Raw genomic sequence first — 22,766 nt, forward strand, 5'->3', positions numbered from 1 at the left:
CGGGGATAAATCCCCTCACCACAGGAACCTCATTGCAGATAAATCTCTGCTTGCAGGTAAATCCCATCATCACAAAGGGTCACTGACTACTGGAGGTGAACATACCGGAGCACCGCCTCCCCCAGAGCATATTTTTTTTAAGGTCTGTAGCAACAAACTTACTAATTTATCTATCCCGACGCTTTACCCATGATCGCTTCAACAAGAATTGCGCCGCCCGTGCCGGCGCTTGCCGAAGTACGTCCACGTACTCATCCTTGCCTTGGAGTTCGTCATGGCTACCCCCGCAGCATCCTCCGCTCCGCTGATTGAAAAACACACGATAGGATACGTGCCCCCCGAAGATCGCCACGGAAAGGTCAGGGATCTGTTCACGCTCTGGTTCGGCGGCAACATCGCGCCGTTGCCCATCGTCACCGGTGCGCTGGGCGTGCAGTTGTTTCACTTGAATCTGGTCTGGGGCATCGTCGCGATCCTCGTCGGCCATCTGGTCGGCGGCGTGCTGATGGCGTTGCACTCGGCGCAAGGCCCGCAGATGGGCATTCCGCAGATGATCCAGAGCCGCGCGCAGTTCGGCTCTCTCGGTGCGCTGCTGGTGGTGTTGATTGCCGGCGTCATGTACATCGGTTTCTTCGCCTCCAACATCGTCCTGGCCGGCAAGTCGTTGCACGGCGTGGTCGACAGCGTTCCGGTGCCGGTCGGCATTGTCATCGGCGCGGTGGGATCGGGGATCATCGGCATCATCGGCTACCGCTTTATCCACGTGCTCAACCGCATCGGCACCTGGGTACTGGGGATCGGCATCGTCGTCGGTTTCGGCTACATCTTCACCCATATTCAGACCGATGACTTCCTCACCCGTGGCAGCTTCAACCTCTCCGGATGGCTGGCCACCGTGTCGTTGGCGGCGTTGTGGCAGATCGCGTTCGCACCGTACGTGTCCGATTATTCGCGTTACTTGCCGGCCGACGTCAAAGTCTCGTCGACGTTCTGGACGACGTACCTGGGTTCGGCGCTCGGTTCGAGTCTGGCGTTCATTTTCGGTGCCGTTGCCGTGCTTGCCACACCGGTTGGCATGGACACCATGGACGCCGTGAAAATGGCCACCGGTTCCATCGGCCCGCTGATGTTGGTGCTGTTCCTGCTCAGCGTGATCAGCCACAACGCCCTCAACCTCTACGGCGCCGTGCTGTCGCTGATCACTCTGGTGCAGACCTTCGCCTACCGCTGGATCCCGACCGCCAAGAGCCGCGCAGTGATCTCGATCATCGTGTTGCTGGCCTGCTGCTTCGCCGCCGTCGGCGCCTCCAAGGACTTCATCGGCCATTTCGTCGATATGGTGCTGGTATTGCTGGTGGTGCTGGTGCCGTGGACGGCGATCAATCTGATCGACTTCTACGCGATCCACAAAGGCAAATACGACATCCAGTCGATCTTCCAGGTCGATGGCGGCATCTACGGCCGCTACAACCCGCAGGCCTTGCTGGCCTACGCGATCGGCATCGCCGTGCAGATCCCGTTCATGAACACGCCGCTGTACGTCGGCCCGGTGTCGGCACACATCAACGGCGCGGATCTGTCGTGGCTGGTGGGCTTGCTGGTGACCTCGCCGCTGTACTTCTGGCTGGCGAATCGGGATACGTCCTATCGTCGACGGATGATGGGCGGGAAGTTGGCGAGCAGTCTGTAATTTGATTGGATGAAAAAAGAAGGCCCGCCATGAGCGGGTCTTCTTCGTATCGGTGTGGTACTTCTTTACGCCCGACGACCTGATGGAAAGGACATCCGATGCTGCGAATACTTGGCAAAGCCTCATCGATCAATGTACGTAAGGTGCTGTGGATCTGCGCCGAATTGCAGCTTCCGTTCGACCGGGAGGATTGGGGTTCAGGGTTCAAAACGACGCATACGCCGGAGTTCCTCGCGCTCAATCCCTGCGCCATGGTGCCGGTGATTCAGGACGGCGATTTCACCCTGTGGGAATCGAATACGATCATTCGTTATCTGGCCTCGCGCTACGGCGGCGCGCAGCTTTATCCGACTGAGCCGATGGCCCGGGCGCGGGTCGATCAGTGGATTGACTGGCAGGCTTCGGAACTGAATCGCTCGTGGTCGTATCCGCTGATGTCGCTGGTGCGCAAGTCACCTGATTATCAGGACGGCACTGCGCTGGCGGTCGGGATCGAGCAATGGTCGAAGAACATGGAGATTCTGAATCGACAGCTGGAATCTACCGGTGCTTACGTCAGCGGCAACGAGTTTTCACTGGCGGACATCCCGATCGGACTCTCGGTTAACCGCTGGTTCGAAACACCGCTCAAGCATCCGCACTTGCCCGCCGTCAGCGCCTATTACGAACGCCTGAACCAACGCGAGGGCTATCGCCTATACGGCCGCAACGGCACGCCATAACGCAAAAAACCGCTGATCCCGGAATCAGCGGTTTTTTATTTGCCTGAAAAACTATCAGGCCGGAACACCCAGAATGATGTGCGAAGCCTTGATCACCGCCGTAGCGCTGACGCCTTTCGCCAGGCCCAGCTCGGCAACGGCGTCGCGGGTAACGATCGAGTAGACCTTCGAACCGCCAGCCAGCTCGATCACCACTTCAGCGTTGACCGCACCGTCCGTTACGCTCAGCACTGTGCCTTCCAGGCAATTGCGCGCCGACAGGCGAATGTCGCTGGATTCAGTCATCAGCATCACCCACGGCGCCTTGATCAGCGCAACGGCTTCCTTGCCGACGGCGATGCCAAGGTTCTTGATGCTTTCCATGGTCACGACGGCAACCAACTGCTCACCGCCAGCCAGGGTCAGTACCACTTCGGCGTTGACGGCGCCGGCCTGAACATTGCTGACGTTGCCCTTGAATACGTTGCGTGCGCTGACTTTCATGATGGATGTCCTGTTTATTGACTTTGGAGTTAGGAAACGGCGTGCATCATCGAAGTTGGCGCTATATAAAAACAACTACAGCGCTGCGCTCTGTTGTCACGCCTGCACGTAAACCCATGCATCGACTCCAGACTTTAGCAGCACGCTGACGCGTTTGTAGTCCGCCACTTCGTATTCATCAGCTGCCGCCAGCTCCTGCGCGGTGATCTGGAAAACCGTGCCGGCAATCTCATCGGCCGCATTGCTACTTTCCTGCACGATCGGATGGTGGGTCTTGCCGCTGGTGGCGAGCACCGCAGGATCGGTGATCTCGACCATTTCCTGCTTATAGCCCGGCAGACTGTCCGGGCGCCCTTGCAGCTCGCGGCCGAAGTTGGAGAGTTGCACGGCGCGATCCTGCAAAGTGCCGTAGGAAAAAAGCAAAACATTAGGTGTAGTCATGAGGCTTTCCTAAATGAGCAAATCTTCGTAAAAAGCGCCGAACGGCCGCGTCGGATGGGCGATCTGGATTTCCAGAATCCAAACGCCGGCGTTCGGCGCCTGCTCGAAATCGCCCAGATCGCCGCCACGGTGAATCGCATGCGGGAAATCGCTGACCCGGTGCCCTTTAATGTTCAGGTTCAGTACCCAACCCATCGCTTCGGCCTGTTCAGTCGCATAGCGGTAAAGCTCAACGCCGGAAACACCCTTGCGCCAGAACGCTTCGACCCGGTCGAACAATTCCTTGGCAGCCGCCGCGCAGGCAATCATTTGCGAGTCGGAACCGGTGGTGTAGGTCGCACCCGCATCGCCTTCGTGGCCTTGCCAGACCACGCCCATGTCGATAAAGAAAATGTCGTCCTCACCGAGCACCGGATCGCCGTCGGAGCGCTGTTTGAAGGTCTTCAGCGTGTTGGCACCGAAGCGAATCAGCAGCGGATGCCAGATCCGGTCCATGCCCAATTCGGCGAGGATTTCCTTGCCTCGCGCCGTCGCTTCGGATTCAAGCATGCCCGGTTTGATCACCTCGGCAATGGCGTCGACGGCTTTCCAGGTCAATTGCTGGGCGTGGCGCATCGTTTCCAGCACAAAACGTTCGCCGACCGCTTCTTTACCGCTTAATGCTGTGGTCATTTCCTTGTCCTCATGGCCGCGCTGTATAGTTTTTTATATTGCGAAACACCGATAAAGATACAGCCATGACACAAGGTGTCAATTACTCTTCTGCGCGCACCACCCCGCGTTCTTCAAGCAGCCGCACAAACATGCTCAAGCTGCGCGACACCGTGCCCCGGCGCCACACCAGCCACGTAGTCAGATAGCGAAAATCCTTTGCCAGCGGCCAGACGCTGACGGTCGCGCTGCCAGGCATGCTCTGCAACATCTTGCGTGGCATCAGCGCCAGACCGGCACCGGCGCTGACGCAGGCGAGCATGCCGTGATAGGACTCCATTTCGAAGATTTTTCCGGGCACAGCGGCGTCGGTGCTGAACCACTTTTCAAAGTGATGACGATAGGAGCAGTTGGAGCGGAAGGCGTAAATATTCTCGCCATTCACATCCGCTGCACGCTTTACCGGGGCGTGATTGAGTGGCGCGATGATGACCATTTCTTCTTCGAAGGCCGGTACGCCTTCCAGCGTCGGATGCAGCACCGGGCCGTCGACGAATGCTGCCGCGAGACGCCCGGAGAGCACGCCGTCGATCATCGTCCCCGAGGGCCCGGTGGACAGGTCCAGATCAACTTTCGGATGAAGTTGGTTATACGCCGCGAGCAGTTCGGGGATGCGCACCGCTGCTGTACTTTCCAGTGAACCCAAAGGAAACGCGCCCTGCGGTTCTTCGCCCGCCACGGTGGCGCGGGCCTCTTGCACCAGGTCGAGAATGCGCCGCGCGTATTCGAGAAAACTCCATCCGGCCGGCGACAGGCGCAGACGACTTTTCTCGCGAATGAACAGATCGACACCCAGATCCTGCTCAAGCTGCTTGATCCGCGTGGTCAGGTTCGACGGCACGCGGTGGATCTGCGCGGCGGCGGCGCTGATGCTGCCGTGTTCGGCAACGGCTTTGAAGATTTCCAGCTGCACCAGATCCACAGTCATTCTCCAATCGTGAAAGAAACGATCTTTATTATTCAGTTTCCAGAAAACAAACACCACCCTACTCTAGGCTCATCCGACGAACATGCAGGACGAGACCATGAGCCAGATTTCCAGCCAGACCCACGCCATCTCGATCAACCCCGCCACCGGCGAGCAGATCGGCCACTACGCCTTTGAATCCGCCGCCGCACTCGACGCCGCGCTGACCCGCGCGGCTTACGGCTTCGGCAAGTGGAAGCGCAAGCCGCTGCAGGATCGCTCGCGTTTGCTGACCGCCCTCGCCGGCGCGCTGCGTGACACCGCTGAAGCCATGGCGACCATGATCACTCAGGAAATGGGCAAGCCGATCGCTCAGGCCCGTGGCGAAATCGAGAAATGCGCCAAGCTCTGCGAGTGGTACGCCGAAAACGGCCCGGCCATGCTCGACGCGGAACCGACCCAGGTTGAAGGTGGCAAGGCGCGCATCGAATACCGTCCGCTCGGCCCGATTCTCGCGGTGATGCCGTGGAACTTCCCGATCTGGCAAGTGCTGCGCGGCGCTGTACCAGCGTTGATTGCCGGCAACACTTATGTGCTCAAGCATGCGCCGAACGTAATGGGCAGCGCTTATCTGCTGCGTGACGCCTTCACCCGTGCTGGTTTCGCTGACGGCGTGTTTGAAGTGATCAACGTCACTCAAGAAGGCGTTTCCACTGCCATTGCCGACCCGCGCATTGCTGCGGTGACCCTGACCGGTAGCGTGCGTGCCGGCATGGCCATCGGCGCTCAGGCCGGTGCTGCGCTGAAGAAGTGCGTGCTGGAATTGGGTGGTTCCGATCCGTTTATCGTGCTGAACGATGCTGATATCGACGAGGCCGTGCAAGCAGCGGTCATTGGCCGCTACCAGAACTCCGGTCAGGTCTGCGCCGCCGCCAAACGTCTGATCATCGAAGAAGGCGTGGTGGAAGAATTCACCCGCAAATTCGTCGAAGCCACCCGCAAGCTGAAAGTGGGCGATCCATTGGCTGCCGACACTTACATCGGCCCGATGGCGCGTTTCGACCTGCGCGATGAGCTCGATCAGCAAGTGCGCGACACCCTTGAAGAAGGCGCGACGCTGCTGCTCGGCGGCGGCAAATCTGAAGGTGCCGGCAACTACTACGAGCCTACCGTGCTGGCTGATGTCACCGACCGCATGACCTCGTTCAAACAGGAACTGTTCGGCCCGGTCGCCTCGATCATCACCGCCCGGGATTGCGCGCATGCTGTGGCATTGGCCAACGACAGCGAATTCGGCCTGACCGCGACGATCTACACCGCCAACGTGCAACTGGCCCAGCAACTGACCAGCGAACTGGAAACCGGCGGCGTGTTCATCAACGGCTATTCCGCCAGCGACCCGCGCGTGACCTTCGGCGGCGTGAAGAAAAGCGGTTTCGGCCGCGAGCTGTCGCACTTCGGCGTCCGCGAATTCTGCAACGCGCAAACCGTGTGGCTGGATCGTAAATAATTCCCAAGCCCCGCCACCTCCCCCTGTAGGAGCTGCCGAAGGCTGCGATCTTTTGACCTTGCTCTAAAAAAGCCAGATCAAAAGATCGCAGCCTTCGGCAGCTCCTACACATGCGTCTATAATGCCCGAGTCTTCCTGCCCCTGCGGCCTGCTGTCGAGCGTTGTCCATGGTCAACCCCGAAACCCTGATCATCTGCGAGCATTGCGACTGTGTGTATGAAAAAGTCGCGCTCGCCAAACACCAGAAAACCCTCTGCGTACGTTGCGGCGGTGTGCTGCAGCGCTTTAACGGTCTGAGCGTTGAGCAGCGTCTGGCGCTGACGTTCACCGCCGCAATGCTGTGGTTGTTCGCCAATTTCTACCCGGTCATGAGCATCAGCCTGCAAGGCCTGAAAAACAGCGCGACGCTGTGGGATTCGGTGCTCGCGCTGAGTCAGGGCCCCATCACGTTTATTGCGATGGTCGCGGCGATTGCCATCATCATCGCCCCGGCGTTTCAACTGGTGCTGCTGGTCTGGGTGCTCAGTTACGCGATGCGCTCGCAACGCGCGCCGGGCTTCAAGGTTTGCATGCGCTGGCTGGAAACGTTGCGCCCGTGGAGCATGCTCGAAGTCTGCCTGCTGGGCGCAATGGTCGCGGTGTTCAAACTCGCCGGATTGCTTGACGTGTTGCCCGGCATCGGCCTGTTCGCACTGGCCGCGCTGAGCCTGATGATGATCCGTATTGCCGGCCGCGACATTCGCGATCTCTGGGACATTCTATGAAGCGACCACCGACCGCCACCGAACTCAATCTGTGCCTGTGCCACAGTTGCGGGCTGGCGTGTGACATGACCGACGAGCCGCACGAGTGCCCGCGTTGCGACGCACCATTGCATCGGCGCAAAACCAATTCGATGGCGCGCACCTGGGCGTACATGCTCGCCGCATTGGCGTTCTATGTCCCGGCCAATTTGCTGCCAGTGATGAACACCACCATGCTCGGCAACGGCGCCGACAGCACGATCATGAGCGGCGTGCTGGAGTTCTGGGAGGCCGGTGCCTGGGACATCGCGCTGATCATTTTCATCGCCAGTATTGCCGTGCCGGGGATCAAATTCGTCGCCCTGACTTTGCTCCTTGTCACCGTGCAACGCGACAGCGACTGGGCGCGCAAGGAACGTTCGAAGCTGTACCGTTTCGTCGAGCTGATCGGCTATTGGTCGATGCTCGACGTTTTGGTCGTGGCATTGGTCGCGGCGCTGGTGAAGTTTCAGGCGCTCGGTGACATCGAACCACGACCGGGCATTCTGTTTTTCGGCTTGGTCGTGGTCTTCACCATGCTCGCGGCGATGAGTTTCGACCCGCGCATGATCTGGCGTAACGCCCCGGACGACGCAGACCTCAGCCGCGCAGAACCTGCAGCAACACCTGCAACGGATGGCGCAGTGCCCGATCCGACTGGCGCTTGACCTGACTGCGGCATGAATAACCGGTGGCCAGCGCCTCGCCCTGCTCCACCGGCGCCTCGATCTGACGCGCCCATGATTGCTCGTAGATCACCGCCGACGTTTCGCGATTACGCGCTTCGTGACCGTAGGTGCCGGACATCCCGCAGCAGCCGGTGGCCTGCGTCGCCAGTTGCAATCCCGCCCGCTCAAACACTTGCTCCCACTGACGGGTGGCGGCCGGGGCGTTGGTTTTCTCGGTGCAATGCGCGAGCAGGCGGAACGCTTCGCCACGTTTCTTTTGCTCGGGCATGACCTTGAGCAACCACTCCTGCATCAGTGCCACTTCCGGGCAGTTCTGCATGCCCGGCACCTTCAGGTATTCCTGGCGATAGACCAGAGTCATCGCCGGATCAAGTCCCACCAGCGGCACGCCGATTTGCGCCAACTCACCGAGCTGGCGGGCATTGCGCAATGCCGCGCGATTAAACACCGACAAGAAACCCTGCACGTGCAGCGGCTTGCCATTGGCACTGAACGGCGCGAGGTAAACCTGGTAACCGAGACGCGAAATCAACTCGACCAGATCCGCCAACAACGGCGCCTCGAAGTAGCGCGTAAAGGCGTCCTGCACCAACACCACACTGCGTTCACGTTGTGCCTGAGTCAGCGCTGACAGGTTGTCCACCGTCGCTGGCAACACCTGCCAACGGCGCATCGCCGCATGGAAATCAAAACGGCTGAGCAGCGGCACATCAACCATGCCACCGACACGCTCCAGCAAGCCGCGCACCCACGCGGCGCCCATCAAACCGTTGTACAGCGCCGGAATCCGCGCCATGTACGGAATGCTGTACTCCAGCGAAGCAATCAGATAATCCCGCGCCGGGCGCAGATAACGGCTGTGATACAGCTCGAGAAACCGCGAACGAAACTCCGGCACATTGACCTTCACCGGGCACTGTCCCGCGCAGGATTTGCACGCCAGACAACCGGCCATGGCGTCGTAGACCTCGTGGGAGAAATCCTCGGATTGCGCACGGGTGTTGCGCCAGCGCTGCCACAGCGTGCTGAAAAATGCCGGTTTGCGAATCGCGTCAGAGAGTACATCGACACCGGCCTCGCCCTGCAAACGCAGCCACTCACGCACCAGTGAAGCGCGGCCCTTGGGCGACTGCGAACGCTCACGGGTGGCTTTCCACGAAGGGCACATCGCGTCATCGGGATCGAAGTTGTAGCAGGCGCCGTTGCCGTTGCAATGCATGGCCGCGCCGTAGCTCTGCCAAACCTTTTCGTCGATCTGCCGATCGAATTCACCGCGCAGGGTGACTTCGTCGATTTTCAGCAACGCCGCGCCGCTGTTGGCCGGGGTGGCGATCTTGCCGGGGTTGAACTGGTTGAACGGATCGAACGCCGCTTTCAGGGCTTGCAGCGCCGGGTACAACTCGCCGAAAAACGCCGGGGCGTATTCCGAGCGCAGACCTTTGCCGTGTTCGCCCCACAGCAGACCGCCGTAACGCTGGGTCAACGCCGCAACGCCATCGGACACCGGACGTACCAGCGCCGCCTGCTGCGGATCCTTCATGTCGAGAATTGGCCGCACGTGCAGTACGCCGGCGTCGACGTGGCCGAACATGCCGTACTGCAAACCGTGGCTGTCGAGCAGGTCGCGCAACTCGGCGATGTACTCGGCCAGGTGTTGCGGCGGCACAGCGGTGTCCTCGACAAACGGTTGCGGCCGCGCTTCCCCGGCCACGTTGCCGAGCAGGCCGACCGCGCGTTTGCGCATGCCGTAAACCTTGTTCACCGCGGCCTGACCGACCGCCAAGGTGTGACCCAAGCGCTCGACGGTCTGGTCGCTGGTCAAGTGTTCGATAAAGCTTTCAACCCGCTGCTGCAGGTCTTCGGGATCGTCGCCGCAAAACTCGACGAGGTTGATCCCCAGCGTCGGCCGCTCAGCACTTTCAGGAAAGTATTCAGCGACGCCGTGCCAGACGATGTCCTGCATCGCCAGCAGCAGAACTTTCGAGTCGACCGTTTCGATCGACAACGGCTTGAGCGCCATCAGTGCACGGGCATCGCGCAGCGCGTCCATGAACCCGGCGTAGCGGATGTTGACCAGCATCGTGTGCTTGGGAATCGGCAGCACATTGAGCCGCGCCTCAACGACAAAACCCAGCGAGCCTTCCGCGCCGCAGAGCACGCTGTTGAGGTTGAAACGGTTGTCCGCCTCACGCAGATGCGCGAGGTCGTAACCGGTCAGGCAGCGATTGAGATCGGGAAAGCGTTCCCGGATCAGATCGCCCTGCTCATCAATGATCTGCCGCGCACAGCGATAGACTTCACCGACGCGATCCTCGCGGGCACACAGCGCTGCAAGCTCGCTTTCTTCCAGCGGCTGGCCGTGCAAGCGTTCGCCGCCACGCAGGATCATGTCGAGTTCGAGCACATGATCGCGGGTCTTGCCGTAGGTGCAACTGCCCTGGCCGCTGGCGTCGGTGTTGATCATGCCGCCGACGGTGGCGCGGTTGGAGGTCGACAATTCCGGGGCGAAAAACAACCCGGCGGATTTCAGCGCGGCGTTGAGCTGATCCTTGACCACGCCGGCCTGCACGCGCACCCAGCGCTGCTCAACGTTGATTTCAAGAATGCGGTTCATGTGCCGCGACAGGTCGACGACGATGCCATCGGTCAGCGATTGGCCGTTGGTGCCGGTGCCGCCGCCACGCGGGGTGATCACCACTTGCTGAAACGCTGGTTCGGCAATCAGTCGTGCGACTCGTGCCACATCCTCGGCATCCATCGGAAATACCGCCGCTTGCGGCAGACGCTGATAGATCGAGTTATCGGTCGCCAACACCACGCGACTGGCGTAATCGGCGCTGATTTCCCCACGAAAGCCGCTGGCCTTCAGGGCTTTGAGGAACTGTTGGTAATCAGTTGCGAGGGCTTTGGCGGGGGACAGCTGGGCAATCATCGGTCAGGTTATCTCGGTCAAATCGGGCCGTGTGGCGGTGAACAGTTGTACGCAACGAATGATTGCGTCAGGCTCCGCCATCTAATGGTGCCCATGTTCATTGCTGACCGACGCTGGGACAACCGTAAATTCGACCCGCTATTGATGACTTTAACGAATGAATCCGCGCACGCTCACCCCTTCCATGTCGTTATTGCTGGCCTTCGAGGCAGCAGCGCGCCATGAAAGCTACACCCGCGCCGCCCATGAGCTGTCGCTGACACAGAGTGCGGTCAGCCGTCAGGTGCAGATTCTTGAGAAGATGCTCGGCATGCGCCTGTTCAGCCGCGAGGGCCGCAAAGTGGTGCTGACCGATGTCGGGCGCATGTATCAGCGCGAACTCTCGGAAGCACTCGGGCAGATTCGCAGCGCGACGTTGCAGGCGATGGCTTTTGGTTCGGGCATTCACAGTTTGCGTCTGGCGACGTTGCCGACGTTTGGCTCGAAATGGCTGTTGCCGCGCCTCAAGGATTTCTACACAGCGCACCCAGGCATGACCGTGCATTTGCATTCGCGCATCGAAGCGATCGACTTTGATACCAGCGAAATCGACGCCGCGATTTGTGTGGGTGGCGGGGAGTGGCCGGGCTTGACCGCCCTGCCCCTGCATACCGAAGAATTGGTGGTGATTGCCAGCGCGCAGTTATCAAAGGCCGAGCGCGATGACGCCGAAGCGCACATCGCCGGGCAACTGCTGCTCAATGTCAGCAGCAACGCGCAGGCGTGGACGGAATGGTTCAGCCATCACAGCCTGCCGCACCGCAGCATGCGCATCGGGCCGAGTTTTGAAATGACCTCGCATTTGATTCAGGCGGTGCGAGCGAATATTGGCGTAGGGCTGGTGCCGCGGATTCTGGTGGAAGAGGAACTGTTGAAGGGTGAATTGCTGCAACTGGGCGAGCCGATTACCAGTCGGCGCAGCTACTACCTGGTGTATCCGCCGCGCAATGAGACGTTGCCATCGTTGAAGGCGTTTCGCGATTGGTTGGTGGAGACACTTTGAGGTGATGTGTTGTCAGTCACGCAGCCTTCGCGAGCAAGCCCGCTCCCACAGGGAGATGCATTCCAAAATGTGGGAGCGGGCTTGCTCGCGAAGAGGCCGGCCCTCACAACCTATAATCCGCGGCATGACGCAATTGGCGGGGTCAACCCTTCAGCGGCGGCGGGCCACTAGGCGCCTTGGGCAGCGCATTCGCCACCGGCTTGCCATCCTTTGTATAACGACGCGCCACCCACTCTGGCATTGGTTGCGGTGCTCTGGCTGTCATAGCGAACTCTCCAATTTCGGGCCGAACTCGACCCACTTGACCTTGCCGGAATCTATCAGCAAATACTCGGCGCCAAAAGGCACCTCTGTTCCATCGGCGTCCAGCCAACAGGGGTTTTGCATCACAAACTGGCCGCTATTGGATTCCGGCGGCCACTCCACCGGCCAGCCAAAAACGCGCCTTTCATCGGTCAAGTGCAGGGTGACAAGGCGATGGTGCTGGGCAAAAATGCTGAACCATTCACTGGGGTAGGAAGTTTGTTTCGTGACGTTTCTACTGCGCAGCCAACTGTGCAATTGGTCATTGGTTGCCAGATAACAGGAAAGCAATCCCAGCGTTATCGACACGACAAAAGCCCACACCGTCTCAGCCCTCGCATCCCATTGCCCTACAGAAAATCCCTTCGCGCCAACCCATAAACAGACAGATCCAACCCCCAACACAGCCCCTTGAATCACAAAAGTAAAAATCAGCGCCTGCACAATCTGTCCGAACGTATCCGGACGCTTGAACGCCGTCAGCGAGTAGAAAATCCACGCTGACAGGAATCCGGGGATCAAATACTGCAACAACGGAATAACTTCTTTGACCAGATCATCCATGATCCGAGGCTCCTTGAAAGACATGCAGGCCCATTCATAGCCCGGCGATCCAAAGCCTAGTCGACGCAGAAAATACGCCCACCCCCAACTGTCACATCTCGTTGCGCGCTTTTGCGGCAGGCAAAAAAATCCCGCTTTTGTAAGCGGGATTTTTTACAGGCTCAGAATTACGCAACCACAGGAATCATCGGATCCGCCGCCGCCAGCGCACTCACACGATCAGCCGCTGGCGGATAAATCCACTGGGTGTTGATCTGCGTCTTCAGGGTTTTGCCTTCCTGTTTGACCAGTTTCACCTGACGATCCCAGCCTTCGGTGTACACCGCGCCCCAAGCGCCGAGATCCAGACAGGTCACGTATTTCGGCTGGCTATACGGCGTTGGGTCGATACCGAGAATCTGCGCAGCGACATTGTTGCCAGCATGACGACCCAATGAAATAGCGTGCTGGCAGGTCATCAGCGCGAAATTACCGAGGTGGTCGGTGGCGGCGTAGGCGACATCGCCGGTGGCAAAAATATCGTCCTGACCGATGACTTTCAGGTTCGCATCAACGTGCAGGCGACCTTGTTTATCGCGTTCGGCAGGGATCTGCTCGGTCAACGAACTGGCGCGCACGCCGGTCGTCCAGACCACGGTTTTTGCCGCGATGTGTTGACCGTCCGACAGCGTCGCGCCATTGGCATCGACCGACTGCACCGAGACACCCAGACGCCATTCAACGCCCAGCTCTTCACTCGCCTCAAGGATGGAATGGCTGATTTCTTCACCCATTGCGGCGCCGATCTTCTGCCCGCGATCAACGATGATCACGTTGATATCGGCTTCCTCGCCGAGAATCTCGCGTAGACGCCCTGGCATTTCAGTCGCGGTTTCAATGCCGGTGAAACCGCCGCCCGCAACCACCACGGTATTGCGCGCCTTGCTCGACGGTTGGTCTTTGAGGGATTTTAGATGGGTTTCCAGACGCATGGCCGCTTCGATCTGGTCAACGTCAAACGCATGTTGCGCCACACCCGGCGTGGCCGATTGCGCCAGACCGCTGCCCGAAGCCAGTACCAGTTTGTCGAAGTGGAAGACTTGTTGCTGCCCGGCCGTATCGGTGTAGCCAACGGTTTTCGCTGCGACATCGATGGTGTTCGCGGCGCCTTTGATGAAGTGAACGCCGACTGCTTCGAACAGTTCACCCAGCGGTGCCGCCAGTTGATGAGCGTTCGGTTCGTAGAAACGCGGACGTACACGCAGCTCGGCTTGCGGGGCCAGAACGCTGATTTCAACATCATCACGTCCATGCAGATCGACCAGACGTGTCGCGCTCAGTGCCGACCACATACCACCAAAACCTGCGCCGATAACCAGAATCTGCTGCTTCATTGTGTTTCTCCAGAAAAAGCCAAGCCGTTGAAAGATGTGAAACGAATTTCGCCGGAGGCCCGTCGTCGCCACTCCGATAGCGCCGACTGTATTGGTCGGATATAAAACCAACAAGTCAGATTATTCGATTGTTTTGATCGAATAATCTGATCAAGCAGAATGATAAGAATCCACCAAAAACAGCCATTCTTGCTGCTTTCAAGCACATAAAGAACGAAATCAGTCCAAGCAGACAGATTGCCGAGCCTCCCTCAGGCTGATAATATTTACGACAACTTAAGTCGGAGATAAAAATGTCTCTTTACAGCGCAGGCGTCGAATACGGCATTCATTGCCTGGCATTTTTGGTGGGCAATGGTGGTGACTCTCGCGAGGCCAGCGTGCGCGACCTCGCCGAGTTGCAAGGCGTGCCAGTCGAATATCTGGCGAAGATTTTTACCAAACTGGCCAAAGGCAAATTGGTGGTGGCCAGTGAAGGCGTGCGTGGAGGGTTCAGCCTGGCGCGGCCGGCGGATGAAATCACCCTGCTCGACATCGTCAACGCCATCGATGGACGCAAGAATATTTTCGAATGCCGCGACATCCGGGGGCGTTGCGCCCTGTTTGAAGGCAATCCGCCGGAGTGGGCCATCGAAGGCACCTGCTCGATTCACGGCGCGATGATGACCGCGCAAAAGCGCATGGAAGAGGCACTTGCCCAGCAAACCATTCTCGATATCGCGAGAAAAGTCGGGCGCAAGGCCCCGGCGGAATTCGGCCAGCAAGTGGAAGACTGGATTCAGGATCGCCGCGAGAAGAAAGGCAATGTCGGCACCATCACGCTGACCGACATTACTGACTGACCAAGCGCCCAATAAAAAAGCAGAAACCGAGGTTTCTGCTTTTTTTTCATCCGGGAACGCCGTTACAGGCAGTCACGCACCGATTTGCGCAACGAGCCGGACTTGGCCCAGGGCGGCCCCTGATACAGCGAGACGCGGCTACCGTCCTTGTATTTGACGATATCGAGAATCTCGTCGGCCGTGATGATGCTCGGCGCGGTGATGCGATAACCGTTGGAAATCGACGTTTGCGATGTCTTGGAAACGTCCTGCTGCCACAGCGGCAAAATGCACGCGGCGTAGTCTTTGGGCGTTTTTTCGCTGGTCTTGCTGAGATTGGGTTCACCCGGAACCAGTGACGCCGGCAAGGAGCAACCTGCCAATACCGCCAACGTCAAACTTCCGATCCATATCCGCATGGGTGCTTCTCTAATCTGAAAAAAAGCGAATGTAACGTGTAACTGGTTACACATCCATCGTGGCATTGCGCCGTTGACGCGCTTTCGACAAATTTTCACAACCGCTCAGCTTAATGACAGCATCGCTCCGCCCCACCGGCGAAAATACGACTACTCTTTTTTACCGAGAATGTTCTGGAGGTGATCATGCGGCTCAATGAATACGAACACGAACTTCAACGCGACCTGCAAGCCGTCGCATCGGACCTGAGATGGTCAGCGGTCGACCTCAAACGTATCGCCGAACAATTGCGCAAATCGGGCAACGAGGCTGACGCGCAAACGGTGCTGCGCTCTTGCGAAGTGCTGCAAAGCGACGAAGAGCGGCTGCAACTCTATGCCAAGGAAGTGAAGGCACGCGCAATCAGCCGAACCAAAGTCCACTGACACTTGTCGCGAGGGAGCTTGCTCCCGCTGGGTCGCGAAGCGGCCCTCGCTCTTTATCGTAAAAAAGGGCCTGCTGCGCAGTCCAGCGGGAGCAAGCCCCCTCGCCACAATTCAACTAACGTTGTGACTTTGCGCTTTCACCGAGCGTTTTCTGTAGCCAGGAAGTGCTGCGGCATACGCCAGCGCCTCCTCTCTGCTGGCAAATGACGCCAGGCGATCACCTTGCGTGCAAACCCGCCAAGGGCCGTTGTTCACGCTGAGTACGTCATAGCCGTTCATGTGCATCTTGTTCAACATGGGCATGCTCATGGGTACCTCCTTTTGCAACACGGTTATTCAGCTTCACGCTTTTAACCTTACACCCTGATTTACTGGAGTGGCCGACCGCCCGGCAGCCAACAATCAGGCACTTTCGATGCAGAACAATACTCAACATCTACAGGGAACCTTTAAACAATGGCCCGGCTCGAATATTGCAGTTTTATTTCGTTTTTGTGACAACCGGTAAACAGGTAACAGATGAAAGTACGCGCCACCGTCATTTGCGAGCAGGATCGCCATATCCTCCTGGTTCGCAAACCCAGATGTTGCTGGACATTGCCCGGCGGCAAAGTCGAGCCTGGGGAAACCAAAGCCGCTGCGGCTGTGCGCGAATTGCATGAAGAAACCGGGCTGGAAGCCGAAGACGTTTTGTACTTGATGGAGTTACAGAGCGGCCGCACGCAACATCACGTCTACGAGGCCTCGGTACTGAACATTGAGGAAGTACGTCCACAGAATGAAATCAGCGACTGCATGTGGCATCCGCTGAACGCAGTGCAGAATCTGAAAACCAGCGACGCGACGTTGCGCATCGTTCAGGCGTTTCAGCGGCGCTTATGACGGCTTAACCGGCGAATGCCCGGCGCCCGGCGCTGATTTCCGTGCGCAATTCACCGATGAAGTTGGAAATGTCACGGATGGTGACGAGGTGTTCCGGGGAAACGCCATTGAGCTGCAACTTGATGTCGCCGCTGGCCGGCTCACTCACCTTGATCTGTAGCAGTCCCTGCGTCGCAATGCAGTTGCATGTGAACCCCGGAAACCCGGATTCGACAATGCGGCAAATGTCCGTAATGGCAAGCATGGGGCACGCCTCGCAGGCGATGAGTCGGTCGACCCGTAGAGCATAGATGAGCGTTTTGAAATCCGCCGCCCCGAAAAATGCCAACTCCCTCACATTTTTCGGTCGACTTTAATCAGCATCACGATCCCAGATCCAGTTCCAGATCCCCGGCAAATGCACCGGCTGAGAACTTTGATGAACCGTGCGTGCCAGCGCGGCTTTTTCCAGTGCTGCGTGATCCACATAAAACGGCTGATCCGCCAGTGGCACGCCTGTCGTCGCCGCACTGTCGAGCAGGATCTGCAGATATTCGCGCGTATGCCGAGCGGTGTAGCGGTTCAGATCATGGAAAGTCACCACCACCGGAATCACACCGTCCACCACCGGAAACTCTCCGTGCGCAATCTGCTCACGGACTTCCGACAACTGCCGCAGCATGTTCGCACGACGCCTCGGGCTGGCATTGAAGCCCCAGATCTTGCCGTCATTGGCGCTTAAATCGGTCAACAACACGTGCAAGCCATGCTGCTGATACGCGGCGAAAGTACGTTTGTCGTAATTCCAGAATGGCGGACGCAGCAGTTTCGGCGGCGCACCGGTAATCGCGGCGATGTCTGCCGTGCCATTGCTCAACGATTCTTCAAGTTCTTGCGGGCTCAGTGAACGGTGATTGGTGTGCCAGTGGGTGGCAGTGTGGAACGCGAGAATATGACCTTCATCGTGTTCGCGACGCATGATGCCGCGACCGATCTCACTGTTACCGGCCCTCGGTGCGCGGGTCTGCACGAAAAATACCGCTTTGATGCCCGGCTGAATCGGGTTGTCCTTGAGGCTATCGAGCACCGTCGCCGACGGATTCCAGAAACTTGAAGCACTGGGGCCATCATCGAAGGTCAGCAAAAAACGCACCGGCGCCTGCGCTTTCAGCTGTGTTTCGGTTTGCGCGGTCAATTCGATGGGCGCGGCAATGCAGCCAGCCAGCCCGAAAGCGATGGCCGCCGCACAGAATATTTTGAATAGCGATGTCATGTTTTGCCTTGAGCCCGACCGCTGCCGTCATATTGTCGATTGGCAAAACTCCCTCGCCCTTATCCATCCCTGCGCTCCGATCCGCGAGCCGAGGTTGGATAAGGTACACAGGGTTTGGTTCCGGCGCTTGCTCAGTGCGCCAACGCTTGCTGAAACGAGGTGTCGATAATGCCGGCGGTGGCCAGTCGCGTCGGCAGTGCCTTGACCTTGAACAGGAAGTCCGCAGTGCTTTGCAGATCCGTCGCTGCCTGCTGATCAACCGGGCCGACCGTCATGTGCGCCTGGCGCAACCAGTGCCGCGAAACCTGTTGATCGAGATTGGCCTTCTTCGCCCAGAGGTCGGCGTACTCATCGGTATGACTGTCGACCCACGCCCGCGCCAGTTTCAAACGCCCGAGGAAATCGGCGATGGCTTCACGTTTACTGTCGATCGACGGTGTCGACGCGGCGATGGCACTGAGCCCCGGCATCAGGTTTTTCGCGGTCAGAATCGGTCGCGCGCCGGAGAACACGATCTGTTGGGAAATGTACGGTTCCCACACCGGGAACGCGTCGATGCTGCCCTGCGGCAACGCGGCGGCTGCATCGATCGGCATCAATTTGACGAAGTCGACGTAGTTCTCCGGTAGACCACCCTGCTCCAGCGCGCGCAAGGTCAACTGCTGACTCCAGGCACCGGGCCAATAGGCGACTTTTTTACCCTTCAGATCAGCGATGGTTTTCACCGGGGAATCTTTCGGTACCAGCAACGCAATGGTGTCGGGGTTTTGCCGCGACACGCCGATCAGCTTTACCGGCGCCTGCTTGGCTGCCAGAAACAGAAAGCCTGAATCACCTAAAAAGCCCAGATCCAGCGAGCCGGTTTGCAAGGCTTCGGCCAGTGGCGCGGCGGCCTGGAAATGTTTCCAGTCGACCGTATACGGCGCATCTTTCAACACGCCGGACGCTTCAATAGAGGCGCGGATGTTGTAGTAATTCTGATCGCCAATATGCAGGACGACTGGCTCGGCCGCGTAGGAAAGTGGTGAAGCAAACAGTGCCGCAGTCAGCGCACTGCGTAGGAATCGGGAAAGCTTCATGGCGAGTCCTGCAAAGGGGATTTGCATAGACCATAACGCTCTTAATATTCAGTTTTGAAATTCGATTAATGCATAAGCTCATCACTGTCGTTTCCAACTGTTCGCGGCGCAACAGTGGCTCGGCATGCTGTTCACCAGGCAACAGTTCAAAACGAGCAAACCAGCGAAAAACCCAATAAACACGGGCTAAAACGGATATGGCACAGAGCCTGCAATATTCCATTGATGCAGGAAGCATTCGCTAAAAATATCTTTTTGGACATAAGAAATCTGTGCCTTTGCCGGAGCGTTCCCCCATGAAACCGTTCTTCCCGTTCTTTCGAATCAAGACGCTGCTGGCTGCGAGCGCCATTCTCTTGAGCCTGCAACCGATTGCCCACGCCGCCGAGACCGCGCCGGCCGAAGTGCACCTCGACTACGCCTATTACTCGCCAGTCAGCCTAGTGCTTAAACATTTCGGCTTCCTCGAAAAAGCCCTGCCGCAAACCAAAGTCAGTTGGGTGCTCAGCCAAGGCAGCAACCGTTCACTGGAATACCTCAACAGTGGCGGCGTCGATTTCGCCTCCAGCGCCAGCCTCGCCGCGGTGCTGAGCCGCGCCAATGGCAGCCCGATCAAATCGGTTTACGTGTACAGCCGTGCCGAATGGACAGCGTTGGTGGTGCGCAAAGACTCGCCGTACCAGACCGTTGCCGACCTCAAGGGCAAGAAAATCGCTGCCACCAAAGGCACCGATCCATACCTGTTCACCTTGCGCAGCCTGCAACAGGCCGGGCTGAAAAAAGACGACGTTGAACTGGTGCACCTGCAACATCCGGACGGTCGCACTGCGCTGGAAAAAGGCGACGTCGACGCCTGGGCCGGCCTCGATCCGCACATGGCCGCCAGCCAGGTTCAGGCCGGTTCGCGCTTGCTCTATCGCAACCCTGCCTTTAATAGCTATGGCGTGGTCAGCGTCACCGAGCAGTACGCCAAGGAACATCCGCAAACCATCGACACCGTGATCAAAGCCTACGAGCAGGCGCGCGAATGGGCGCTGAAAAATCCTGATGAATTCGCCGCCCTCCTCGCCAAAGAATCCGGCCTGCCGCTGGACGTGGCCAAACTGCAACTGTCGCGCACCGACCTGAGCAGCCCGCAACTGACCGCCAACGACGTCAGCGCCTCCAAGGCTGCCGCGCCGATTCTGGTATCGGAAGAACTGGTGCGCCGTGGCGTCAATGTCGATCAAGTCATCGATCAATTGCTCGACAGCGGTGTGCAGCAAGCCGTCGCTCGCCAGTAACTGACCAGACTCACCACGAATCCGCGCCCGGCGCGGATTTGTGGTGAGCGGAGCCCTGATCATGACCAGTCACAGCAAAGACCTGCCCGCGCCACTTACTCTGTCGCGACAGCCGAAATCCGTTTTCAACCCGGCATGGCAGCGCCGTCTGAAAGGCCTCGCGTTGCCGTTGCTGATCATCGTCGTGCTGGAAATTATCGTACGCATCGGCTGGCTGCCGTCCTACCAGATGCCGGCGCCCAGTGAGATCGCCGTGACGCTTACCGACCTTGCCGAAGGTGCGCTGTGGAAACACATCGGCGCCAGCCTGATTCGTGTGCTGCTGGGTTTCGCCATTGGTGCGAGCCTGGCGCTGGTGTTCGCGGCGTGGGTCGGTTTGAGCCGCGAAGCCGAGGCGTATCTGGAACCGATGTTCGCCGCGTTGCGTTCGATTCCGAGTCTGGCCTGGGTGCCGCTTTTGCTGCTTTGGCTGGGCATCGACGAGACCTCGAAAATCGTCCTGATCGCCATCGGCGCGTTCTTCCCGGTCTACGTCAACGTGGTCGCGGCGATCCGCAATATCGACCGCAAACTGGTGGAAGTCGGGCGTATCTACGGTTTCAGTCGCTTGCAACTGGTGCGCCGGATTCTGTTGCCCGCCGCCCTGCCCGGCCTGTTCACCGGGCTGCGCAGCGGCATGAGTCTGGCGTGGATGTTTCTTGTCGCTGCCGAACTGATCGCCGCAACCAAAGGCCTGGGTTATTTGCTCAGTGACGGCCGCGAAACCTCGCGTCCCGATATCGTGCTGGCGGCGATCATCGTGCTGGCCTTGCTTGGCAAACTCAGCGATGGCTTGCTCGCAGCGCTCGAACGTCGCTGCCTGAACTGGCGCGACACGTTCACCGGTCAGGGCGCCAAGGATTGAATGACCGTTAGCATCTAAGCTGAAAGCGTCCAACCGGAGGTTCAGCCATGTGCGGAAGACTCTCGCAGTACCGGGGCATCCATGACTTTGTCGCGGTGCTGAGCATTCCCGACGCACTGATCAATCATGTCGGCGATGCCCCACTGGCGCATTACAACGCGGCGCCGACCACGTCGCTGGCGATTCTTCATCAACACGAACAGCAGATTTACGCCGATAGCCTGCGCTGGGGCTGGCGTCCGCATTGGGCCAAGGATCGCGCCGCGCCGATCAATGCGCGGGTCGAGAAAGTCGCCCATGGGCCGTTCTTCCGGGCCATCTGGAAACAGCGCCTGATCGTGCCGGTCGACAACTGGTTTGAGTGGGTCGATGCCGAGGATAAAACCCGACAACCCTGGCTGATTCGTCGGGCGGATCATGGGCCGGTTTTCTGTGCTGCCATCGGGCAATTTCCTACACCAGAAAAACCGGCGCGGGACGACGATGGTTTCGTCATCATCACCGCCGACAGTGTTGGCGGGATGATCGATATCCACGATCGCCGCCCCGTGGTATTCCGCGCTGATTTAGTGCGCGAATGGCTGGATCCAGCGACACCGGCTGAACGCGCTGAGCAAATGTTGCTGTTCGAAGGGGAAAGCAGTGAAGCATTCGAATGGCACAAAGTCGGCAAAGCGGTGGGTAACGTACGCAATCAAGGGCCCAGCTTGATCATTCCGCAGCCCTAAACATCCCTCAGCGTCGTACGTCTATCGAATGTAGGAGCTGCCGAAGGCTGCGATCTTTTGATCTTGTTTTTTACAATCAACATCAAAAGATCGCAGCCTTCGGCAGCTCCTACAGGTGATTCCATATCTTTACAAAGGCTGTTTCACGCTTGAGACAGGCTCTGTAAAACAGTCGTTTGAGCGAACTAACCGCTTGTCTGACATTTCGATCGTCATACATACATTTTCCAGCGCTAAAGCTAGCATGCGCGCCGCCTTCCGATTGGTATACCAATTGACCAAAGAGTCAATAAATCAGGAATCCACTAAAACATTTACAAGCCTTGCAGAGAAATAAGTTGCGCGACGATTTTGCAATCAAACAGGTCGGTGGCCTGGAGTGTGTCTATCTGTCGATGACAGAACGCTTTGAACTCGACTGTTTTATCGGCCACTACATCAAGACCCGAAACCTGCGTGATGTCCCGAATATTGATCGCATCCTGCGCACCACCCTCGAAGGGTATCCCGGCCACCCGCCGGTGATGGTCAACGAGCTCAATGCCTGGATCGACCGAACCTTGGGCTATCGGGCGTCACACCCCGATTTCACGCAGTTGGAAGATCTGTAAAACCACGAAAAAGCCCCTTGAATCAAGGGGCTTTTTTTTGGATCAAAATTTGCGGTCAGGATCCGACAAGTCCCTGCCTTCATCGCGTTTCCACGTTTGTTCCTTGTGCTTCTCGCGCTCGATCTCTTCTTCGGTCGGTTCGTCTGTGTCTTCTTCATCCCGTTGTGGATGTTCTTGCTCAGTCGCCATGCCCACCTCCTGTCACAAGTAAA

Annotated in this window: 26 protein-coding genes; 13 read left to right on the top strand and 13 right to left on the bottom strand. The window is 58.4% G+C overall.

What is annotated here, in order from left to right; genetic code table 11:
- The first annotated feature begins 274 nt into the window (after window positions 1-274).
- Window positions 275-1,690 (top strand): cytosine permease, encoded by a 1,416-nt coding sequence (locus AD669_RS15400; protein WP_053121257.1) that lies wholly within the window; start codon window positions 275-277, stop codon window positions 1,688-1,690.
- A gap of 98 nt (window positions 1,691-1,788) precedes the next feature.
- Complete coding sequence (locus AD669_RS15405; RefSeq protein ID WP_053121259.1) at window positions 1,789-2,412, top strand: glutathione S-transferase family protein; 624 nt, start codon at window positions 1,789-1,791, stop codon at window positions 2,410-2,412.
- 54 nt (window positions 2,413-2,466) lie between these two features.
- Here AD669_RS15405 and AD669_RS15410 read toward each other — a convergent pair whose 3' ends face one another.
- The 4 genes from AD669_RS15410 to AD669_RS15425 all read right to left on the bottom strand — a co-directional run bounded on the left by AD669_RS15410 (window position 2,467) and on the right by AD669_RS15425 (window position 4,969).
- Entirely contained in the window at window positions 2,467-2,895 is a 429-nt protein-coding gene (locus AD669_RS15410; protein ID WP_053121261.1) for a molybdopterin-binding protein, read from the bottom strand.
- A gap of 96 nt (window positions 2,896-2,991) precedes the next feature.
- Entirely contained in the window at window positions 2,992-3,336 is a 345-nt protein-coding gene (locus AD669_RS15415; protein WP_053121263.1) for a gamma-glutamylcyclotransferase family protein, read from the bottom strand.
- Between the two features lie 9 nt (window positions 3,337-3,345).
- Window positions 3,346-4,008 carry a M24 family metallopeptidase gene (locus AD669_RS15420; protein ID WP_008086100.1) on the bottom strand — a complete coding sequence of 221 codons (663 nt, stop codon included), beginning with the start codon at window positions 4,006-4,008 and terminating at the stop codon, window positions 3,346-3,348.
- Between the two features lie 82 nt (window positions 4,009-4,090).
- Window positions 4,091-4,969, bottom strand: a complete 879-nt coding sequence (locus AD669_RS15425) for a LysR family transcriptional regulator (protein ID WP_008086098.1) — start codon at window positions 4,967-4,969, stop codon at window positions 4,091-4,093.
- A 103-nt stretch (window positions 4,970-5,072) separates the two neighbouring features.
- Here AD669_RS15425 and AD669_RS15430 point away from each other — a divergent pair, with 103 nt between their 5' ends.
- The 3 genes from AD669_RS15430 (at window position 5,073) to AD669_RS15440 (ending at window position 7,914) form a co-directional block, all read left to right on the top strand.
- Window positions 5,073-6,464, top strand: a complete 1,392-nt coding sequence (locus AD669_RS15430) for an aldehyde dehydrogenase family protein (protein WP_053121265.1) — start codon at window positions 5,073-5,075, stop codon at window positions 6,462-6,464.
- A gap of 167 nt (window positions 6,465-6,631) precedes the next feature.
- Window positions 6,632-7,228, top strand: coding sequence for a paraquat-inducible protein A (locus AD669_RS15435; RefSeq protein WP_053121267.1), 597 nt, complete (start codon window positions 6,632-6,634; stop codon window positions 7,226-7,228).
- Window positions 7,225-7,914 (top strand): paraquat-inducible protein A, encoded by a 690-nt coding sequence (locus tag AD669_RS15440; RefSeq protein ID WP_053121268.1) that lies wholly within the window; start codon window positions 7,225-7,227, stop codon window positions 7,912-7,914. Before AD669_RS15435 ends, AD669_RS15440 begins: the two co-directional genes overlap by 4 nt.
- Here AD669_RS15440 and AD669_RS15445 read toward each other — a convergent pair.
- Complete coding sequence (locus AD669_RS15445; RefSeq protein ID WP_053121270.1) at window positions 7,847-10,867, bottom strand: FAD-binding and (Fe-S)-binding domain-containing protein; 3,021 nt, start codon at window positions 10,865-10,867, stop codon at window positions 7,847-7,849. The genes AD669_RS15440 and AD669_RS15445 overlap by 68 nt on opposite strands.
- 157 nt (window positions 10,868-11,024) lie before the next feature.
- Between AD669_RS15445 and AD669_RS15450 the strand changes: the two genes are divergently transcribed.
- A complete protein-coding gene (locus tag AD669_RS15450; RefSeq protein WP_053121272.1) occupies window positions 11,025-11,909 on the top strand; it encodes a LysR substrate-binding domain-containing protein in 885 nt (294 codons plus the stop codon).
- A gap of 261 nt (window positions 11,910-12,170) precedes the next feature.
- Here AD669_RS15450 and AD669_RS15455 read toward each other — a convergent pair whose 3' ends face one another.
- Both AD669_RS15455 and AD669_RS15460 read right to left on the bottom strand, forming a co-directional pair.
- Window positions 12,171-12,776: a DUF6338 family protein gene (locus AD669_RS15455; protein ID WP_053121274.1), complete on the bottom strand. Its 606-nt coding sequence runs from the start codon at window positions 12,774-12,776 to the stop codon at window positions 12,171-12,173.
- Between the two features lie 167 nt (window positions 12,777-12,943).
- The gene (locus tag AD669_RS15460; protein WP_053121276.1) at window positions 12,944-14,149 is read right to left on the bottom strand and encodes an NAD(P)/FAD-dependent oxidoreductase; all 1,206 of its coding nucleotides are present in this window, start codon (window positions 14,147-14,149) and stop codon (window positions 12,944-12,946) included.
- Between the two features lie 293 nt (window positions 14,150-14,442).
- Between AD669_RS15460 and AD669_RS15465 the strand changes: the two genes are divergently transcribed.
- Window positions 14,443-14,991, top strand: a complete 549-nt coding sequence (locus AD669_RS15465; protein ID WP_053121278.1) for an Rrf2 family transcriptional regulator — start codon at window positions 14,443-14,445, stop codon at window positions 14,989-14,991.
- A gap of 62 nt (window positions 14,992-15,053) precedes the next feature.
- On the opposite strand, the gene AD669_RS15470 is transcribed toward AD669_RS15465, so the two are convergent.
- Window positions 15,054-15,389, bottom strand: a complete 336-nt coding sequence (locus AD669_RS15470; RefSeq protein WP_053121280.1) for a hypothetical protein — start codon at window positions 15,387-15,389, stop codon at window positions 15,054-15,056.
- Between the two features lie 186 nt (window positions 15,390-15,575).
- Between AD669_RS15470 and AD669_RS15475 the strand changes: the two genes are divergently transcribed.
- Window positions 15,576-15,815 (top strand): hypothetical protein, encoded by a 240-nt coding sequence (locus AD669_RS15475; protein ID WP_053121283.1) that lies wholly within the window; start codon window positions 15,576-15,578, stop codon window positions 15,813-15,815.
- Window positions 15,816-15,926: 111 nt separating this feature from the next.
- On the opposite strand, the gene AD669_RS15480 is transcribed toward AD669_RS15475, so the two are convergent.
- Window positions 15,927-16,124, bottom strand: coding sequence for a hypothetical protein (locus tag AD669_RS15480; RefSeq protein WP_053121284.1), 198 nt, complete (start codon window positions 16,122-16,124; stop codon window positions 15,927-15,929).
- Window positions 16,125-16,334: 210 nt separating this feature from the next.
- On the opposite strand from AD669_RS15480, the gene AD669_RS15485 reads away from it, so the two are divergent.
- Window positions 16,335-16,697 (top strand): NUDIX hydrolase, encoded by a 363-nt coding sequence (locus AD669_RS15485; protein ID WP_053121286.1) that lies wholly within the window; start codon window positions 16,335-16,337, stop codon window positions 16,695-16,697.
- Between the two features lie 4 nt (window positions 16,698-16,701).
- Here AD669_RS15485 and AD669_RS15490 read toward each other — a convergent pair whose 3' ends face one another.
- The 3 genes from AD669_RS15490 to AD669_RS15500 all read right to left on the bottom strand — a co-directional run bounded on the left by AD669_RS15490 (window position 16,702) and on the right by AD669_RS15500 (window position 19,028).
- On the bottom strand, window positions 16,702-16,941 hold the full coding sequence (locus AD669_RS15490) for a DUF1652 domain-containing protein (protein WP_053121289.1): 240 nt from the start codon (window positions 16,939-16,941) through the stop codon (window positions 16,702-16,704).
- Window positions 16,942-17,049: 108 nt separating this feature from the next.
- Window positions 17,050-17,949 carry a polysaccharide deacetylase family protein gene (locus tag AD669_RS15495; RefSeq protein ID WP_053121291.1) on the bottom strand — a complete coding sequence of 300 codons (900 nt, stop codon included), beginning with the start codon at window positions 17,947-17,949 and terminating at the stop codon, window positions 17,050-17,052.
- A gap of 131 nt (window positions 17,950-18,080) precedes the next feature.
- Window positions 18,081-19,028, bottom strand: a complete 948-nt coding sequence (locus AD669_RS15500; protein WP_053121293.1) for an ABC transporter substrate-binding protein — start codon at window positions 19,026-19,028, stop codon at window positions 18,081-18,083.
- 296 nt (window positions 19,029-19,324) lie between these two features.
- Between AD669_RS15500 and AD669_RS15505 the strand changes: the two genes are divergently transcribed.
- From AD669_RS15505 to AD669_RS15520, 4 genes are all read left to right on the top strand, one after another.
- Window positions 19,325-20,311, top strand: coding sequence for an aliphatic sulfonate ABC transporter substrate-binding protein (locus AD669_RS15505; RefSeq protein ID WP_053121295.1), 987 nt, complete (start codon window positions 19,325-19,327; stop codon window positions 20,309-20,311).
- Between the two features lie 61 nt (window positions 20,312-20,372).
- Window positions 20,373-21,215: an ABC transporter permease gene (locus tag AD669_RS15510; protein WP_053121297.1), complete on the top strand. Its 843-nt coding sequence runs from the start codon at window positions 20,373-20,375 to the stop codon at window positions 21,213-21,215.
- 47 nt (window positions 21,216-21,262) lie between these two features.
- A complete protein-coding gene (locus tag AD669_RS15515; RefSeq protein WP_053121299.1) occupies window positions 21,263-21,943 on the top strand; it encodes an SOS response-associated peptidase in 681 nt (226 codons plus the stop codon).
- A gap of 338 nt (window positions 21,944-22,281) precedes the next feature.
- Window positions 22,282-22,554: a hypothetical protein gene (locus tag AD669_RS15520; protein ID WP_053121300.1), complete on the top strand. Its 273-nt coding sequence runs from the start codon at window positions 22,282-22,284 to the stop codon at window positions 22,552-22,554.
- A 42-nt stretch (window positions 22,555-22,596) separates the two neighbouring features.
- Here the strand turns inward: AD669_RS15520 and AD669_RS28610 are convergent, their stop codons facing one another.
- Complete coding sequence (locus tag AD669_RS28610; RefSeq protein WP_172680121.1) at window positions 22,597-22,743, bottom strand: hypothetical protein; 147 nt, start codon at window positions 22,741-22,743, stop codon at window positions 22,597-22,599.
- Window positions 22,744-22,766: the final 23 nt, after the last annotated feature.

The organism is Pseudomonas sp. P1.31 (genome assembly GCF_001269815.1).
GTDB classification, from domain to species: Bacteria; Pseudomonadota; Gammaproteobacteria; order Pseudomonadales; family Pseudomonadaceae; genus Aquipseudomonas; species Aquipseudomonas rustica.